Source organism: Acinetobacter sp. PFS20, assembly GCF_052261015.1.
Lineage (GTDB): Bacteria > Pseudomonadota > Gammaproteobacteria > Pseudomonadales > Moraxellaceae > Acinetobacter.
Window position 1 is genome coordinate 1,106,868 of the sequence record NZ_JBPVZE010000001.1, and the last position, 16,644, is coordinate 1,123,511.

A 16,644-nucleotide genomic window follows, 5' to 3' on the forward strand; every position below is an offset into this window, starting at 1 on the left:
CCTACCTCTTCGGGTTTATTATCGTTTTGCTGTGTTGGGCCAGCCATTGTAATGCCATAATGACAGGAGCATTTCTTAAACGTCCGCTGTCGAGTAGAGTCTGGATTTCACTATAATTAAATAAGTGCAGTTGAATATTTTCCCCCTCATCATCTACGCCAAAAACACCCCCTTCAGCGGGTAATTCAGTTTCGGCAACATAGAGATGAAATAACTCTGAGCAAGCACCAGCAGATGGATAAAAGCTAAATAGATGCTCTAAATTTTGAACTTCGCAACCTGATTCTTCAAGGCTCTCTCGTCGAATACAACTTTCTGGTGATTCATCACCATCTAACACGCCTGCAATTATTTCCAGCTGCCACGGTGATTGAGGATCATCTAAAGCCCCAACACGGAACTGTTCAATCAATGCAAACTGTTGTTTTTGATCGTTGTAGAGTAGTACACCAGCTGCTTCAGGCCGATGAACGAGTTCACGCTGCAATACATGAGTATATTCAGATTGATTAAATAGACGATGTCGAAGGCTGACTTTTTCAACTTGAATAAAACCACGGAATAGAGATTCACGTGATGTTACTTCGACATCTTTAGATGTATAACTTGGACGTTCAACAATACTCATGATTCGGTCAGGACGAAATCTATTTATTTCATCCTAACCGAGAATCATGGCTAGGCAAGTGTTTTTTTTGAATATTTACACTTTGTGATACAGTTTTTGACCTTGCTCTTGATAAACCTCTTTCATCGCTTTGAGGCCTTCTTCAACCTCTGAATTGCTATTAGTGAGGTTGTTGGCATAGTCACGAACATTCTGGGTGATTTTCATCGAACAGAATTTTGGTCCACACATTGAACAGAAGTGAGCAGATTTATGGGCCTCTTTGGGTAAGGTTTCATCATGCATGCTACGTGCTGTGTCTGGGTCTAGACTTAAGTTGAACTGATCATCCCAACGGAATTCAAAACGAGCTTTTGACAAGGCATTATCGCGAACTTGAGCACCCGGATGTCCTTTCGCAAGGTCAGCAGCATGTGCCGCAAGCTTGTAGGTAATAATTCCGTCTTTAACATCTTTTTTGTTTGGTAAACCTAAGTGTTCTTTTGGTGTCACATAACAAAGCATCGCTGTACCATACCAACCAATCATAGCTGCACCAATTGCAGATGTAATATGGTCATAACCCGGAGCGATATCAGTCGTTAAAGGCCCAAGTGTATAGAATGGTGCTTCTTTACATACTTCTAGCTGAAGGTCCATGTTTTCTTTAATCATGTGCATTGGTACGTGACCAGGGCCTTCAATCATGACTTGAACATCATGTTCCCATGCACGATGAGTAAGCTCACCTAGTGTTTTAAGTTCGCTGAACTGCGCTTCGTCATTTGCATCTTGAATACAACCTGGACGTAAGCCATCACCTAAGCTAAATGAAACGTCATAAGCTTTCATGATTTCACAGATTTCATCGAAATGAGTGTATAAGAAGTTTTCTTCATGATGCGCTAAACACCACTGTGCCATGATTGAACCACCACGAGACACAATACCTGTTAAACGGTTTGCTGTAAGTGGAACATAGCGAAGCAATACACCTGCGTGAATCGTGAAGTAGTCAACGCCTTGCTCAGCTTGTTCAATCAGTGTGTCTTTAAAGATTTCCCATGTTAGGTCTTCTGCAACACCATCAACTTTTTCAAGCGCTTGATAAATTGGTACAGTACCGATTGGAACAGGTGAGTTACGAATAATCCATTCACGAGTTTCATGAATATTTTTACCTGTCGACAAATCCATAATGGTGTCGGCACCCCAACGGGTTGCCCAAGTCATTTTGGCAACTTCTTCGTCAATTGAAGAACCAAGCGCTGAGTTACCAATGTTGGCATTAATTTTAACCAAGAAATTACGGCCAATAATCATTGGCTCAAGTTCTGGGTGGTTAATGTTTGCAGGAATAATTGCGCGACCTTCAGCAACTTCTTGGCGAACAAATTCAGGTGTAATTTCTTTTAAGTTTTTTGCACCGAAATTTTGTCCAGCATGTTGACGCATATCAACACCTTCACGCTGGCGCTGATTCTCACGAATTGCAATATATTCCATTTCAGGTGTGATAATACCTTGCTTGGCATAGTGCATTTGAGTGACATTTTTGCCAGCTTTGGCACGGCGTGGATTTTGAATGTGGGCAAAGCGAATATCTGCGGTACGGATGTCTTTTAAACGTTCTTGACCAAACGTTGAAGTTAAACCAGAAAGTACGTCAGTATCGTTACGTTCTTCAATCCAGTTTTGGCGAACTGAAGGTAAACCTTTGTCTAAATCAATTTGAACATTTGGGTCGGTATAAACACCTGAAGTGTCATAGACCATTACAGGGGGATTATGTTCACCACCAAGTCCGGTTGGGGTATCGGTGAGAGAAATTTCCCGCATTGGAACCTGAATGTCAGGGCGAGAGCCTTCAATATAAACTTTTTTTGAAGCGGGTAAGATGCGAGTTAAATCTTTTGCATCTTGTTCATGTTGCGCTGAAATTTCAACAGAAGAGAGATTCGTTAACTGGTTCATTACATGATCCTTATGAATAACATCAACGAATCAAGCACGACCAAAAACGATGGCGGATTTATCTTTGCTAGATAAATTTAAGGCTTAAGTTTTCAGATGGCTTGATTCCTACGCAGGTCTTAACCTGATCAGGTTCAACGGTACTCATGTTCAAACTTGTGTTGCGACAACACGAAATTTACACAATCTCAGCGAGCTATTACTCGCGCTCCGTCAAGCGAATTACAGACTAACATGATTTAGGTTGGCTGGCATTGTCAATTTGTATCTATACAAACGGCATCTATATGGCAGTCACGATAGACTTCAGTGTTCCATGGCGAATCAAATTTTAATAGCTGCTCAAGTTGTTCATGAGTAATCTGATAATTTGATTTTTTATCGCCATTCTTTTCAGTTAAATCTATTTTAAATTGCTTATTGCGCTCTTCTACAGGCGTGGCAATAAATTTAAGAAATTGCTGGGCAGGTTTCGCTAAACTCGACTCATTTTGTGTAGATAGAAACTGAATTTGTTGAAGCGCATCTTTATCAAACCATGTGTTCGGCGCATATTCATCTGACACAGGCGTATTATCGAGACCAAAGAAAATAAAATAGCGATATTCGTTAAAGAGTAGTTTTGCATCACCAATAAAGTGGCTTTTTGGATACTTTTGAATAAACTTTTCCCAAAATAATGCACGTTCAGTGAGCTCTTTCCATGAAATAGCCAACGCACCATCGTTATAAAAAATATTTTGATTGTCTTTCGCCATACGAATTAAAAACTCTTTTTGGTCAGCAGGTAAGGCTTTAGAAAAAACATCAACTAAATAGTTTGGCTGACGTCGATAGGTAAACATGCCTTCGCCTTGATAGAGTAGTTCAATATAGGCTTGACCTTCATGTTGAAGTAAATATTGATCACGTGGGCTGAGTTGGTTGAAGAGCTTTTTCTGACTTTGGATGACTTTTTTAAGGTCTTGTTGTTTATGTTCTAAAACAGCATAGCCAAAAGCTTCAAACGCTCTACCTGTTTTTTCAGTGTAGTCTTGTTTTAGGAAACGCTGATACATGGCTGTTGATGCATCAATCAGCTTAAGCTGTTCATCATTTTTTAAAGACGAAACACAGGTTTTAAGCTTTTCATTAATTTGATTTAAGTCTTCTATTTTGCTGTTTTGATTAATCGTGTGCATAGCTACCATAATTTGTAAGCAGCTACTGTCTTGTTTTTGAGTGGTCTTTTGCTCAATTGATTTTTGATCTTTAGATACGGTCTGATTTTGCTCTGATGTTTTATTACATCCAGCTAAAAGTAGTGCACTGCACATACTCATCATTAGAACTTTTTTCATCATTGTATTTTTATCAAAGTGAATATTGCTCAAATTATAACTCGGAAAAAGATTGGATCATTGTTAGAAATCTTTATTATTAGGTAGGTCGGTCTACTTAAATTAAAGCTATGAATGATAAAACAGCAAGACAGAAAATTCTTGATGCCGCTTCAACTTTGTTTTATAACGATGGCATTACTGCAACTGGAATTAACTCGGTTACGGCTAAAGCAGATGTTGCTAAGATGTCGCTTTATAATAATTTTTCTTCAAAAGGTGAGCTTGTCGATGCCTACATTGCTGCACGTCATCAAGAGTGGCTTGATCTCTACCAAAAGCGTTTAGAAAAAATAAAAACAGCTAAAGAAGCCATTTTGGCCGTATTCGATGCCTATCAAGACCATGCGGAATTTGCCTATGAAAAAGGCTTTCGAGGTTGTGGGTTATTGAATGCTGCGGCTGAGTTTCCAGCAAATAGTGTAGGGCGCAGTTCGGTAAGACAGCATAAAGAAGAAGTCGAGGCTATTGTTGCTGAGCATTTAAAGAAATTAATACCAGAGTCACAGCGTGTTAACTATGTGGCTACGCAGCTTTCTTTTCTTTTAGAAGGTTCTATGGCACGAGCAGGGTTGGAAGGTAACAGTCGTCAACTCCTCTTGGCAAAACAAATGGCAGAAGACATTTTAAATAGAGAATGCCCCCATGATTAGCCTCATTAAAAATAGTAGTTATGGAGGCACAATCGCGATTTTAGTTGCCTCTGTTTTGTGGGGAACAACCGGTACTGCGGCCGCATTTGCTCCGACACTTGGTCCACTCGCTATTGGCGCTGTAGCGATGGGCGGTGGAGGTCTTTTACAAGCTTTGGTTGCATCACGAGCGATACGTGAAAACCGACAATTTATAAGAGAAAATCTTTTCATATTGCTTTTGGGGGTAGCCGCGGTTGGTATTTATCCTTTGGCCTTTTATTCCTCGATGCATTATGCAGGTATTACGATTGGCACCGTGGTCTCAATTGGTATTGCTCCATTGATCGCAGCAATTTTAGAGCGATTCTTTGATCGCAAAGCCTTATCAGCTATCTGGTTTCTAAGTTTTGTGTGCGGTGTGCTTGGCGTAACAATGTTGTCGATGGGTGAAAGTCATGTGGTTCTAGAGAGTACAAATCAATGGAATAAATACTTTGGTATTTTTCTTGGGCTTGTCGCAGCTACAACTTATTCGCTTTATTCATGGGCTGCAAAAAGATTAATCGATCGCGGTATTGCCTCTAAAGCTGCAATGGGCATGATTATGGGTGGTGGGGCAGTTATTTTGCTTCCTACTTTGTTGGTTACAGGTGGTGGGTTATTACAAAGCTCAACCAATTTACTTGTGGCTGGCTATATGATGCTGATTCCTATGTTTTTGGGTTATTTACTTTTTGGATTTGGTCTAAAAACAGTAAATGCCAGCAAAGCGACGACCTTAACTTTATTTGAACCTTTAGTTGCTGCGATTTTTGCGATTGTGTTGGTGGGTGAGCATGTTTCATGGTTGGGTTGGATAGGCATGCTTTTGATTTTTATTTGTATTTTAATATTGTCAAAAACTGAGAACGCTTAAAAAAACTAAAACTTTTAATGGCTTGAGTTTGATTCGAATTTTTCTTAGTCTTAAAGGCAAGTTTTATCGTTGATTTGAACAATGAAAATAAAATTAATGGTCGCTGTTGGCCTTTGGAGTTTTGCATCTTCGAGTTTTGCTCTAGATTTGGTTGAGACTTATGAGCGCGCAAAACAAAATGATCCGACATGGCAAGCCAATCAACAACAATTTGAAGCAGATCAACTTAATTTAGGCTTGGCAACGGGAGCGTTATTACCCACCGTTACACTGTCTGGAAACATTACTCGTAATCGACAAACTGTAAAGCGTTCAAACTTTCCGGGTGTTGACCAAGAAGGCCTGTCAGATGCCTTAGTGAGTAATACCTCAACAACTCGGCAAGCGACTTTAACAGCACGTCAGCCATTGTTTCGAATGGATGCTTGGGAAGGTTATAAGCAAGTTAAAACTTCGGTTGCCTTAAGTGAAATTACCTTAAGACTGCAAAAACAAGATCATGTTTTAAATGTAGCAGAAGCCTATTTTAATGTACTGCGTCAGCAAGCACTCAGTGTTGCATACCTACAAGAAGAAAAAGCGTTGCTTGAGCAGCTTAATATGATGAATGCCAAACTCAAAGAAGGTTTGGTGGCACGTAGTGATGTGAGTGAAGCAAATGCTCAATATCAAAATGCCAGAGCCAATCGTATTTCAACCAATGTTCAATTACTTTTGGCCCAAGAGCAGCTTTCTGAATATATTGGTTCTTATCAAGATAAGCTTGCTGTATTACGAAGTGACTTTAGTTTTCAAAAACCTTATCCAGCAGAACTTAATGATTGGATTTCTTTGGCCCAGCAAAAAAATCTAAAGATCCAGCAAGCACGTTTACAACAACAATATAGTGAAGATCAGCGCCGTGTAGAAAAAGCCGCGCTTTATCCTCAAATAGATGCTGTGGCAAGCTATGGCTATACCAAACAAACACCAGAGACGCTCATTTCGACTGATGGAAAATTTGATCAGATTGGGGTAGAAATGAACTGGAATTTATTTAATGGTGGGCGCACTCGAACATCAATTAAAAAAGCGACTGTAGAAGCCAGTAAAGCGCAGGCACAACTTGATGCGGCCATCCGCCGTGCCAATGTCGATGTGAAAAGTGCATTTATGCAGGTCGATACAGACCAAGCCAAACTCGAAGCAAGAAAAGCTGCAATGGATTCATCTTCTTTAGTTTCTCAAGCCTCGAAAGCAAGTTATAACGAAGGCCTAAAAAGTATGGTTGATGTTTTATTGGCCCAGCGTAATGCTTTTTCTGCAAAACAGGATTATCTTAATGCTCAATATGACTATTTATTAAATGTGCTTCGTTTAAAAGCTGCAGTAGGCCAATTAGGTGAAAAAGATCTGGTTGAGCTCAATAGCTGGTTAACGTATCAGTAATAAAATGCTTTTATCTGAAATTTAATTTTGTCATAAAAACTTAATGATTGCTGTGTTTTAATGCTCAATCATTTTATTCCTGCGCCATCATGTTGGAGGCTTCCCTTGAGTCCAAGTAATCCGGTGTTAACCCATCATATTTCTTCTCAATTTAATGAAGATTTGCAAGATGTAAACACAAAGTTTATGACCATGGGTGGCTTGGTCGAGCAACAGGTTGCCAATGCAATTCATGCTTTACTTGATACAGATGCAAATTTAGCGATTGATGTTCAATTTAAAGATAATGCAGTCAACCAATATGAACGTGATATTGATGAAGGCCTGACGCTAATTTTAGCTCGTCGTCATCCAGCAGCGATTGACTTGCGTATGGTTATTGCCATGAGTAAAGCCAATACTGACCTTGAGCGTATTGGTGACGAAGCTGCAAAAATTGCCCGTATTGCACAGAACCTTTGTGAAGAGGGTGGTTCGCCTCGTGGCTACATGGAAACACGTCATATTGGTAACCAAGTTCGTGTCATGATTCATGATGCTCTTGATGCTTTTGCACGTTTAGATGCAGATCAAGCTTTACGTGTACTTTTAGCCGATGCTGACATTGACCGTGAATATCAGTCAGCAACGCGCACATTAATGACCTATATGATTGAAGATCCACGCCATATTGCTCGTGTGATTAACGTGATGTGGGTTTTACGTTCTTTAGAGCGTATTGGTGACCATGCACGTAACATTGCTGAGCAAGTCATTTATATGGCAAAGGGCTTTGATGCTCGTCATACCAAAATTGAAGAAATTGAAGCTAAAGTCCACGAAAAGTAATTTTGAGCTGAAATATTTAAAAGCCTTGTTTAAAACAAGGCTTTTTTATTTTTAAAAATAATAGATAAAAAAATGTCCCGAACTTTGGGGGGAAGTTCAGGACAGAAAATCAAGTGCTTAAACACGACAGGGATCGTGTTCTTCTTGCTATGAATTGATATTAAGTTTTTTGCTTTTTGATGTCATGTAGAGTCCTGTTCGCTCTATGTAAGGCTTTTTATGCTTGTGTAAGTTTCACGTAAAAAAAGGCGGGTCTATGTGTATAGGACCCGCCTTTTTAATGATGAAGAAGCTAAAACAAACCGATTATTCTGGTTTCCAGCCTTCAGCTTTTTCTACGCTTTCATCATTGTTAAAGAACTTCTCACGTTGTTCTTCAAGGAACTTCTTGGCATCTGGTTCAAACACGTTTAAGCGTTTTTCATTAATCAGCGTAGTTTGGTGTTTTAACCATTCTTGCCATGCTTGCTTAGAAACATTTTCAAAAAAATCTTGGCCTTTAGCACCCGGGAAAGGAGCGAAGTCTAGACCTTCCATTTCCTTTTGATATTTGCGGCAAAATACTTGTCGACTCATGGTTTATCCTTAAGCGTATAACTGTTCTAAACGTGTATGGGCACGAGCAATCGCAGCTTCAACCTGTTTTGGTGAAGTTCCGCCAATATGATCACGTGCATTTACAGAAGCTTCTAGTGTTAAGGCTTTATCAAACACATCTGCTGTAATTAAGTCCGAGAATTGTTGTAATTGCTCAAGTGTTAACTCGGATAAATCTTTTTCTTCTGCAACACCTAATGCAACAGCTTTACCTACAATTTCATGAGCATCACGGAACGCAACGCCTTTTTTCACTAGGTAGTCCGCAAGATCGGTTGCAGTTGAGAATCCACGAAGTGCAGCTTCACGCATGATTTCAATATTTGGAACTAATGCAGGAATCATATCTGCGAAAGCCATGAGTGAACCACGAACCGTATCGATTGCATCAAATAAAGGTTCTTTGTCTTCTTGGTTGTCTTTGTTGTACGCCAATGGTTGACCTTTCATGAGCGTAAGCAAGCTAATTAAGTCACCAAATACACGGCCAGATTTACCACGAATAAGTTCTGGAACATCCGGATTTTTCTTCTGCGGCATGATTGAAGAACCAGTACAGAAGCGGTCAGGAATGTTCACAAATTTGAACTGTGCAGAAGTCCAAAGAATCAGTTCTTCTGACATGCGTGATAAATGCATCATGATCAGTGCAGCAGCAGCATTAAATTCGATGGCAAAGTCACGGTCAGATACAGCATCAAGAGAGTTTTCAGATACTGCTTCAAAACCTAAAAGTTCTGCTGTATAAGCACGATCAATCGGATAAGTTGTACCAGCAAGAGCAGCTGAACCAAGTGGCATGCGGTTAACGCGCTTACGACAATCTTGAAGACGTTCAGTGTCACGAATCAACATTTCAAACCATGCTAACAAGTGATGACCAAAAGTCACAGGCTGAGCAGTTTGTAGGTGGGTAAAGCCAGGCATAATTGTATTTACATTTTTGGCAGCCAAGCCTAACAAGCCTTTTTGTAAACGTTCTAATAATTTTAAAATATCATCAATTTCGTCGCGCAGGTAAAGACGAATATCAGTTGCAACCTGATCGTTACGGCTACGACCTGTGTGTAATTTTTTACCTGTAATGCCAATACGTTGAGTCAAACGTGATTCAATGTTCATGTGAACATCTTCAAGATCGATGCGCCACTCAAAGTTTCCAGCCTCAATTTCTGAGCGAATGGTGCTTAAACCTTCAATAATGTCATCGCGTTCTGCTTCTGTGAGTACGCCAACTTTCGCAAGCATGGTAGCATGCGCAATCGAACCAGCGATGTCTTGCTTATAAAAACGTTGGTCAAACTGAACAGAGGCGGTAAATTCGGCTACAAAAGCGTCCGTCGCTTCAGAAAAACGACCACCCCACATACCTGAGGTTTGGTCTGGGGTTACTGAATTAGGGGGATTTGAAGATGTGGTCATGGTGGCTCAGTAAAATAAAAAAGAGTATATCACTTGCCGAAGCTCAACAAACAAAGTTGTTTCCTACAGCATACCGAAATCAAAATTCCTCCTATTTTTTTACGAAAAGTGGGCGTTGGCAACACTTATTCGAATTAATTATCGCAAGTAATGTTTTGGCACTGGTCTTAGCATTGGCTGAAGCGCAGTCTTGGCAAGCCTTGAGCGGCGGAAGGCTTTTTCAATACATCGTTTTTATTAATTGGGTAATATTGTCATTTTTTGCCTTGGTTGAGCGTTTTCAAGCTTTTTTTAGCACTTTACGTCAAGAATTTGCCTTGGCTATTGGCTTTGTCATGTTGCAAGGTATTGTTGTTTTAACCACTTTAATAAGTAATTTTTTTCAGTTTGGTCTTTTAAATAAACATGCTTCTTTAATGCAGGGCTGGAGCATTTATTTTACCAATGTGCCTTTATATCTAAGCTATGGAATATTACTCGGGGCTTTCTGCCTACGTTATTTATATGTCAGAGAACAATGGTTACATCAGCAATATGCAGAATTAAATGCCCGTATTCAGGCCATGCAAGCGCGAATTCATCCTCATTTTTTATTTAATAGTCTAAATAATGTAGTCAGTTTAATTGCGATAGATCCCGATAAAGCAGAAAGCATGCTCATTAGCCTGTCACGTTTATTTCGTGCGAGTTTCCAAGAATTAAAGTTGGTGAGTCTGCATGAAGAAATCGAGCTAAGTAAACAATATTTAATGATTGAGCAGGTGCGTTTGGGGGAGCGTTTAAAAGTAGATTGGAAAATAGAGCTTTCACCTGTGCAACTCAAACAGATCACTATTCCTTTATTGACATTACAGCCCTTGTTAGAGAATAGTATTTTTCATGGGGTAGAACCGATGATGGGTAAAGCAACTATAGGGGTATTGGTTGAAATATTGCAAAATCAAGTCAGTATAGTCATTACCAACCCATATACAGACGATACAATAAATTCAAGGAAAGGGCATGGAATCGCCCTTGAAAATGTAAAACAGCGCCTGAAAGCATATTATGGGAACACCGTTAGATTTCAGGTTTATAAAGGTGAAGCCTTATATACCACTATTATGAGCTATCAATATCAAACAAAATAATAAGTCAGTCAGAGTTAACCATAAAAAAATGGATCAAGTTAACGGTGACAAGGAGGATGAATGAAGGTGCTAATTTGTGATGACGAACCACTTGCAGTGGAGCGATTATCACGTTTAGTTTCAAAGATGGGACATGAAGTTGTATCAACGGCTCATCATGGACAAGAAGCCTTGGAACAGGCACGGCTTCATCAACCGGATGTAATTTTACTTGATATTCAAATGCCAGGTATGAATGGTCTTGTCTGTGCGGAACAGCTAAGTCAGTTAAATCCTCGACCTGCGATTGTATTCTGTACGGCCTATGATCAACATGCATTGGAAGCATTTAAGTCTCAGGCTCAAGCTTATCTTCTTAAGCCAATTGATCCTCTAGAACTTGAACAAGTTTTTAGTCAATTGACTCAGCTTACTCAAGCACAGCTCAATGCTTTACCACAACATGATTTTTTACATGATCTGAAAACACAGCGACATCAAATTGCTGCAAAAACCTATCGTGGGGTTGAGCTAATTCCAGTTGAAAATATCTATTATTTTCTAGCCGATCAAAAATATGTCACTGTGCGTCATCAAAATGGCAGCGTATTAATTGATGAAACTTTAAAAGAGCTTGAAACCGAATTTGCAGATCAATTCATTCGTATTCATCGAAATGCATTGGTTGCAGTTGCATATTTAGATGGACTGGAGCTCGTTAGCTCTGGGCAATATCAGGTTCGTTTACGTGGCTTAGATGAGCGACTTTCAGTGAGTCGTCGACATTTATCTATGCTTAGAGAGCGGATCCATCAGCTCTAAACTTAAAAAGAGTTATCTTGGGTGTGCGAGATTTTACTTGCAATTTTAAGGGATCAAGTTAAGTTTAGGGTGTATCGTTTGACCAGCCCATGCTTGAATTTATGAAAACCTTGAAAATTGCTACACGACAAAGCCCACTTGCTCTTTGGCAGGCAGAATATATTCGTGCCCGATTACAGGAGCTTCACCCAGATTTAACGGTGGAGTTGGTTAAATTTGTCACGCAGGGCGATAAAATCTTAGATACGCCTTTAGCAAAAATTGGTGGGAAAGGACTGTTTGTTAAAGAGTTAGAAGCAGCACTTTTAGATGGGCGTGCAGATTTAGCTGTACATTCAATGAAAGATGTCCCGATGGCTTTGCCAGAAGGTCTAACCTTGGCAGTAATTTGTGAACGTGAAGATCCATTAGATGCTTTCGTTTCAAATCAATTTGAAAAATTTGCCGACTTACCTCAAGGTGCAAAAGTTGGTACCTCAAGTTTACGTCGTAAATCTCAAATTTTAAAACAACGTCCTGATTTGCAAATTATTGACTTGCGTGGAAATGTTGGCACACGTTTAGCGAAACTAGATGATGGTCAATATGACGCTATTATTTTAGCTAGTGCTGGTTTGAAGCGTTTAGGATTGTCAGAACGTATCCGTCATTGTTTAGCACCAGACATTAGTTTGCCTGCGGTGGGTCAAGGTGCGTTGGGCTTGGAATGCCGTGCAGCTGACCAAGATGTATTAGCTTTAATTCAACCGTTATTACACGAAGAAACCGATGTTTGTGTACGTGCTGAGCGTGCTTTTAATGCCTATCTTGAAGGTGGTTGTCAGGTTCCAATTGCAGGTTATGCCACGCTACAAAATGGACAAATTCATATTGAAGGCCGTGTCGGAAGTCCTGATGGGCAAACATTATTACGTGCTGAACTGACAGATGAAGCTAGCAATGCTCATCAACTGGGTGAAAACCTTGCTCGAAACTTACTTGATCAAGGTGCGGGCGAGCTATTAAAGGCCCTCTACTAAACCATGTTGTTTATTAATACTCGACCTGATTCTCGTGCAGCTGAATTAACAGAAGCTTTGCAAAATGAAGGTTATCAGGTTGAGTCTTTACCTCTTTTAGAACTCGTTGCTAAACCCTTTTCGGAACAATTACTTCAGCTTTACCAGCAATTAAGAAAAGCTCAAGCTATTGTTGTGGTCAGCCCAACTGCTGTTGAGGTGGGCATGACGTATTTAGAAAAAAGCGGTCTAAAGCTCAGTGATTTAAAACATATTCAGTGGATTGCGGTAGGACAAGCAACAGCCAATCGTTTAAATGAATATGGAATAGAAGCACATATTCCAGATGTGGAAACTTCTGAAGGGATGCTCAATCTGCCTATTCTGCATAATATGAAGCAGGCCGGTAGTGTTGCTTTCTGGCGAGGAAAGGGTGGCCGTCAATTTATGATGGAAACTTTGCAGCAGCAAGGCATTCAGATTTTAAATTTCGTTTTATATCATCGGCAATGCCCAGAAACCTCATATTCTACATTCAAACATCTGACACAGAATTCAAATTATAATTTACACAAATGGCTGGTCTTAATTACCAGTGAGGCCAGCTGGAAATATTGGTTAGAGCTTTGTTCAAAAAATAATGTACAACCTGATTGTGTATATCTGGTTTTAGGACCACGCCTTTTTCAAATTGTTAAAGAATATCGCGATCAACAACAGGCTCATTTTCACATTATTCAACTTGAAAATTTATCGCCTTCGGGGATGATTCATCACATTCAGGCATTATAAGGATTCGTATGAGAAAACTTGTTTCTATCATCATTTTACTGGGCATGGCTTGGTTGGCTAAGCTCAGTTACGATATGTGGCAAATTTCTCGTACTGTTCCTGAGCTTAAGCAAAGTCTGCTTCAATCAGAACAGCACTATGCCAATTTAAATGATCAATTGGTTGCTTTACAGCGACAATTACAGAATCAACCTGTAAATACAGGCGATAAACTAAGTTCGGTAGCTCACCCAGATGCTCCACCGACAGGTATTGCTCCTACAGTTTTAATTAAACAAAAGTTAGATTTAATTCAATTTGCAATTGATCAGCAGCAATTGATTTATGCAGTTGATCAATTAAATCAGTTGCAGCTATCTCTCGTGCACTATGAAATTGCTCCAGCATTGCAACATAGTTTGAGCCAATCGCTTGAGCAGGATAAGCAAGCAGTTCAACAATTCACTTTGGCTCAAAATCAGCGCCATCAATTGATCGATGATTTATTACAGACAATTGATAAAAATATTCAGCAAGCTTTAGCTCAGCCTAAGCTTGAAATGGATCAATCCGAGTCTGTATCTTGGTGGAAAAAATGGTTCCGCATAGAAAAAGTAGAAACGCCGTCTATTAATTTGATGAATCGAAGTGTGGTGCTCAAAGAAGTGCAATTAAGATTATTAATTGCTGAACAGGCACTCAATCAAGGCAAAATGACAGAGTACCAAAACGAGTTGCAATCTGTGATGCAAAAGCTAGATGAAATGCCTGATGCAACGAGTCAGCAGTTAAAAAAACGTATTGCTAAAGTGGCACATTTATCTGTCGTGCCTGTTCCTAAATTATCTACACTTGGTCTAATTGGCTCATAAGGAGGAGATATGAAACACCTCCTGTCGGTTTATTTCGTAATTAGTTTAATACTCTTTGCCGCTTTAGCTTTATTGAGTTATGGCTATGGAATGGGGTATGTCTACATTTACTGGCGACAATTGCAGTTGCAAACAAATGTCTGGGGATTAACCCTTTCTTTTGGGGTCATGAGTTTTATTGCTCAACTTATATGGCTTTGGGTTAAACGTTATTCCTCTCGCGAGCAGAGGAAAAGTGAAAACATTTTTCAGTTTAAAAACCTTCACCCCTATGAACAATTAGGTATTGTTTGGTTATTAGAGGCCGCTGAAGATCAACGTGTATTTATTGAACGCGTGTTTACTCAGTCAGCGCTTTTAAAAAATATTATTGATGCCAAATTTTTGGTTTTAAGTGGGGACTATCCGAAAGCATTGGCTGCTTTAGATCAATCACCGCCTATGGCATTTGAATTGGCAGAGTTAGAGCGAATCGAAATCTTTTTAGCCCAAAACGAAGCTGAACGTGCATTAACTCATCTTGAGTTTTTATATCAGCATCAGTTGTCGCCTTGGCTTCAGGAAATAGAAACTGCCTACCAGCAAAGATTAACCGCGTTATGGGGGCAATTGGCGCTGCTACACCCATGGGTGTATTTACGTTCAATGAAGTATGGTCTGCTAGATGCTGAGCACCGTGATTTATGGTTACAGCAACTTCTTCAGCAGTTTGATGAAGCTTCTGTTGATGATCTGCATGCTTTGCAACAACGTTATCTGGATTTAGAGTCTGAAATTCAAACTCGACCTTATAGCAGTAAGTTGTTATGGCTTAAACTATTGGCGCGTATGCCTGATATGAGTATGCAGCACGCATCCCTAACACTACACTTATTAAAAGAACAGTTCGATCCAGAAGTGTTTTATCTGTGGTTTCAGCAACAACTGCTTAAACAAGTCCCAGACTATGCAGATGTCGAAGAAAAAATTATCGAGTTTGAAAATCAATATATGAATTTACCTGTTTTAACGTTTGCAAAATGGCATGTCTATATGGCAACTGGACGTCAAGCAGAGGCTGAAACATTATTATCATTATATCCAGATAATATTTTAATGAGCTATTTGCGTATTAAGTCTACGCTTAATGAAGATGAAGTGTTAATCAAACAGTTAAACCTAATCTTTGAAAATGATGCGAATTTTTTAAAATTTAAAATATGAGGCAAAAATGAAAGAACTGTCTGTCTACCCGATAATATATGAACAGAAAGTAGCGTGGGGAGATATGGACGCTTTCGGTCATGTCAATAATGTACAATATTATCGATATATTGAAAGCTCACGTATTTTATATATGGAAGCAATAAATATATTAACCGCTCAATTATATACCGTTGTAGCCTCAAGTCAGTGTAAATATTTAAAGCCAGTTTTTTATCCAGATGTATTGAAAGTCGGTGTTCGCGTGGAAGAGCTCCGTAATAGTGCATTCCGTATGGCTTATATATTATGGAGCGAAACACAACAACAAATCGTGGCTACTGGCGAAGCAGTTATGGTCTGCGTAGATAAATTAACAGAACGAAAATGTGAAATACCTCAGGAAATAAAACAAAAAATTATTGAGCTAGAAAAATCTGTTGGGCATGACTTAATACATTTATCTTAAATAAATATTAATAAAATATATTTCATTTATAATTGATAATGTAAATAAAAGGTAATTTTTTTAGTTATTCTGATGAACACGGCTTTCAAACTATTGCTTATTTAATAGATTATAAATAATATTGGTCTTGATTTTATGTTTTTAAATTTTGTCTGTATTATTTTGAATTGTCTGTAAGACTGGAGTATTTATTAATGAAACCGGATATCAGTGAATTATCTGTTGAAGAGTTAAAACGCTTACAAGAAGAAGCGGAAGCTTTAATTGCAAGTAAAAAAGATCAAGCAATCGAAGATGCTTATAATCAAATTATCGAGATCGCTGAAAATGTAGGTTTTAGTGTTGAACAACTTCTTGAGTTTGGCGCTCAAAAACGTAAGAAAACAACACGTAAATCTGTTGAGCCACGTTACCGCAACAAAAACAATTCTGAAGAGACTTGGACTGGCCGTGGTAAACAACCACGCTGGTTAGTTGCTGAAATTGAAAAAGGCGCAAAACTTGAAGATTTCTTAATCTAATCGTATTGCCGATTTAAAAAGCCAGGCAGATTTGTCTGGTTTTTTTATGCATAAAATATCTAAAGCGTGCTGTAAATATTATTTAAGAAATTGATTGTTTAAATTCATCTTTAA

General features: G+C 39.1%; 17 protein-coding genes and 1 riboswitch. Of the genes, 12 read left to right on the plus strand and 5 right to left on the minus strand.

What is annotated here, in order from left to right; translation table 11 throughout:
• Window position 1: 1 nt before the first annotated feature.
• From ACS125_RS05265 to ACS125_RS05275, 3 genes are all read right to left on the minus strand, one after another.
• Window positions 2–628 (minus strand): NUDIX domain-containing protein, encoded by a 627-nt coding sequence (locus ACS125_RS05265; protein WP_004795135.1) that lies wholly within the window; start codon window positions 626–628, stop codon window positions 2–4.
• 75 nt (window positions 629–703) lie between these two features.
• Window positions 704–2,581: a phosphomethylpyrimidine synthase ThiC gene (thiC, locus tag ACS125_RS05270; protein ID WP_443270932.1), complete on the minus strand. Its 1,878-nt coding sequence runs from the start codon at window positions 2,579–2,581 to the stop codon at window positions 704–706.
• 88 nt (window positions 2,582–2,669) lie between these two features.
• Window positions 2,670–2,804, minus strand: a riboswitch (TPP riboswitch).
• A gap of 34 nt (window positions 2,805–2,838) precedes the next feature.
• Entirely contained in the window at window positions 2,839–3,924 is a 1,086-nt protein-coding gene (locus ACS125_RS05275; protein WP_443270934.1) for a hypothetical protein, read from the minus strand.
• A 107-nt stretch (window positions 3,925–4,031) separates the two neighbouring features.
• On the opposite strand from ACS125_RS05275, the gene ACS125_RS05280 reads away from it, so the two are divergent.
• From ACS125_RS05280 to phoU, 4 genes are all read left to right on the plus strand, one after another.
• Complete coding sequence (locus ACS125_RS05280) at window positions 4,032–4,613, plus strand: TetR/AcrR family transcriptional regulator (protein WP_443270936.1); 582 nt, start codon at window positions 4,032–4,034, stop codon at window positions 4,611–4,613.
• Entirely contained in the window at window positions 4,606–5,511 is a 906-nt protein-coding gene (locus ACS125_RS05285) for a DMT family transporter (protein WP_443270938.1), read from the plus strand. The genes ACS125_RS05280 and ACS125_RS05285 overlap by 8 nt, the downstream gene beginning before the upstream one ends.
• A 96-nt stretch (window positions 5,512–5,607) precedes the next feature.
• Window positions 5,608–6,939: a TolC family outer membrane protein gene (locus ACS125_RS05290; RefSeq protein WP_443273918.1), complete on the plus strand. Its 1,332-nt coding sequence runs from the start codon at window positions 5,608–5,610 to the stop codon at window positions 6,937–6,939.
• A gap of 105 nt (window positions 6,940–7,044) precedes the next feature.
• Window positions 7,045–7,767, plus strand: a complete 723-nt coding sequence (gene phoU, locus ACS125_RS05295) for a phosphate signaling complex protein PhoU (RefSeq protein ID WP_151964613.1) — start codon at window positions 7,045–7,047, stop codon at window positions 7,765–7,767.
• Window positions 7,768–8,073: 306 nt separating this feature from the next.
• Here phoU and ACS125_RS05300 read toward each other — a convergent pair whose 3' ends face one another.
• Together ACS125_RS05300 and argH are read right to left on the minus strand one after the other, a co-directional pair.
• Window positions 8,074–8,343 (minus strand): oxidative damage protection protein, encoded by a 270-nt coding sequence (locus tag ACS125_RS05300; protein ID WP_004795121.1) that lies wholly within the window; start codon window positions 8,341–8,343, stop codon window positions 8,074–8,076.
• Between the two features lie 9 nt (window positions 8,344–8,352).
• Window positions 8,353–9,786: an argininosuccinate lyase gene (argH, locus tag ACS125_RS05305; RefSeq protein ID WP_034590825.1), complete on the minus strand. Its 1,434-nt coding sequence runs from the start codon at window positions 9,784–9,786 to the stop codon at window positions 8,353–8,355.
• Between argH and ACS125_RS05310 the strand changes: the two genes are divergently transcribed.
• The 8 genes from ACS125_RS05310 to ACS125_RS05345 all read left to right on the plus strand — a co-directional run bounded on the left by ACS125_RS05310 (window position 9,777) and on the right by ACS125_RS05345 (window position 16,530).
• Entirely contained in the window at window positions 9,777–10,916 is a 1,140-nt protein-coding gene (locus ACS125_RS05310; RefSeq protein WP_443270941.1) for a sensor histidine kinase, read from the plus strand. The genes argH and ACS125_RS05310 overlap by 10 nt on opposite strands.
• Before the next feature lie 60 nt (window positions 10,917–10,976).
• On the plus strand, window positions 10,977–11,717 hold the full coding sequence (locus ACS125_RS05315) for a LytR/AlgR family response regulator transcription factor (RefSeq protein ID WP_443270944.1): 741 nt from the start codon (window positions 10,977–10,979) through the stop codon (window positions 11,715–11,717).
• A 101-nt stretch (window positions 11,718–11,818) separates the two neighbouring features.
• The gene (hemC, locus tag ACS125_RS05320; RefSeq protein ID WP_035366533.1) at window positions 11,819–12,736 is read left to right on the plus strand and encodes a hydroxymethylbilane synthase; all 918 of its coding nucleotides are present in this window, start codon (window positions 11,819–11,821) and stop codon (window positions 12,734–12,736) included.
• Between the two features lie 3 nt (window positions 12,737–12,739).
• Complete coding sequence (locus tag ACS125_RS05325; protein ID WP_443270946.1) at window positions 12,740–13,507, plus strand: uroporphyrinogen-III synthase; 768 nt, start codon at window positions 12,740–12,742, stop codon at window positions 13,505–13,507.
• Between the two features lie 8 nt (window positions 13,508–13,515).
• Window positions 13,516–14,358, plus strand: a complete 843-nt coding sequence (locus ACS125_RS05330; protein WP_004795115.1) for a hypothetical protein — start codon at window positions 13,516–13,518, stop codon at window positions 14,356–14,358.
• Between the two features lie 9 nt (window positions 14,359–14,367).
• Window positions 14,368–15,561: a heme biosynthesis protein HemY gene (locus tag ACS125_RS05335; protein ID WP_443270949.1), complete on the plus strand. Its 1,194-nt coding sequence runs from the start codon at window positions 14,368–14,370 to the stop codon at window positions 15,559–15,561.
• A gap of 7 nt (window positions 15,562–15,568) precedes the next feature.
• On the plus strand, window positions 15,569–16,009 hold the full coding sequence (locus ACS125_RS05340; protein WP_174759469.1) for an acyl-CoA thioesterase: 441 nt from the start codon (window positions 15,569–15,571) through the stop codon (window positions 16,007–16,009).
• 194 nt (window positions 16,010–16,203) lie between these two features.
• A complete protein-coding gene (locus ACS125_RS05345) occupies window positions 16,204–16,530 on the plus strand; it encodes an H-NS histone family protein (RefSeq protein WP_002053185.1) in 327 nt (108 codons plus the stop codon).
• Window positions 16,531–16,644 lie beyond the last annotated feature (114 nt).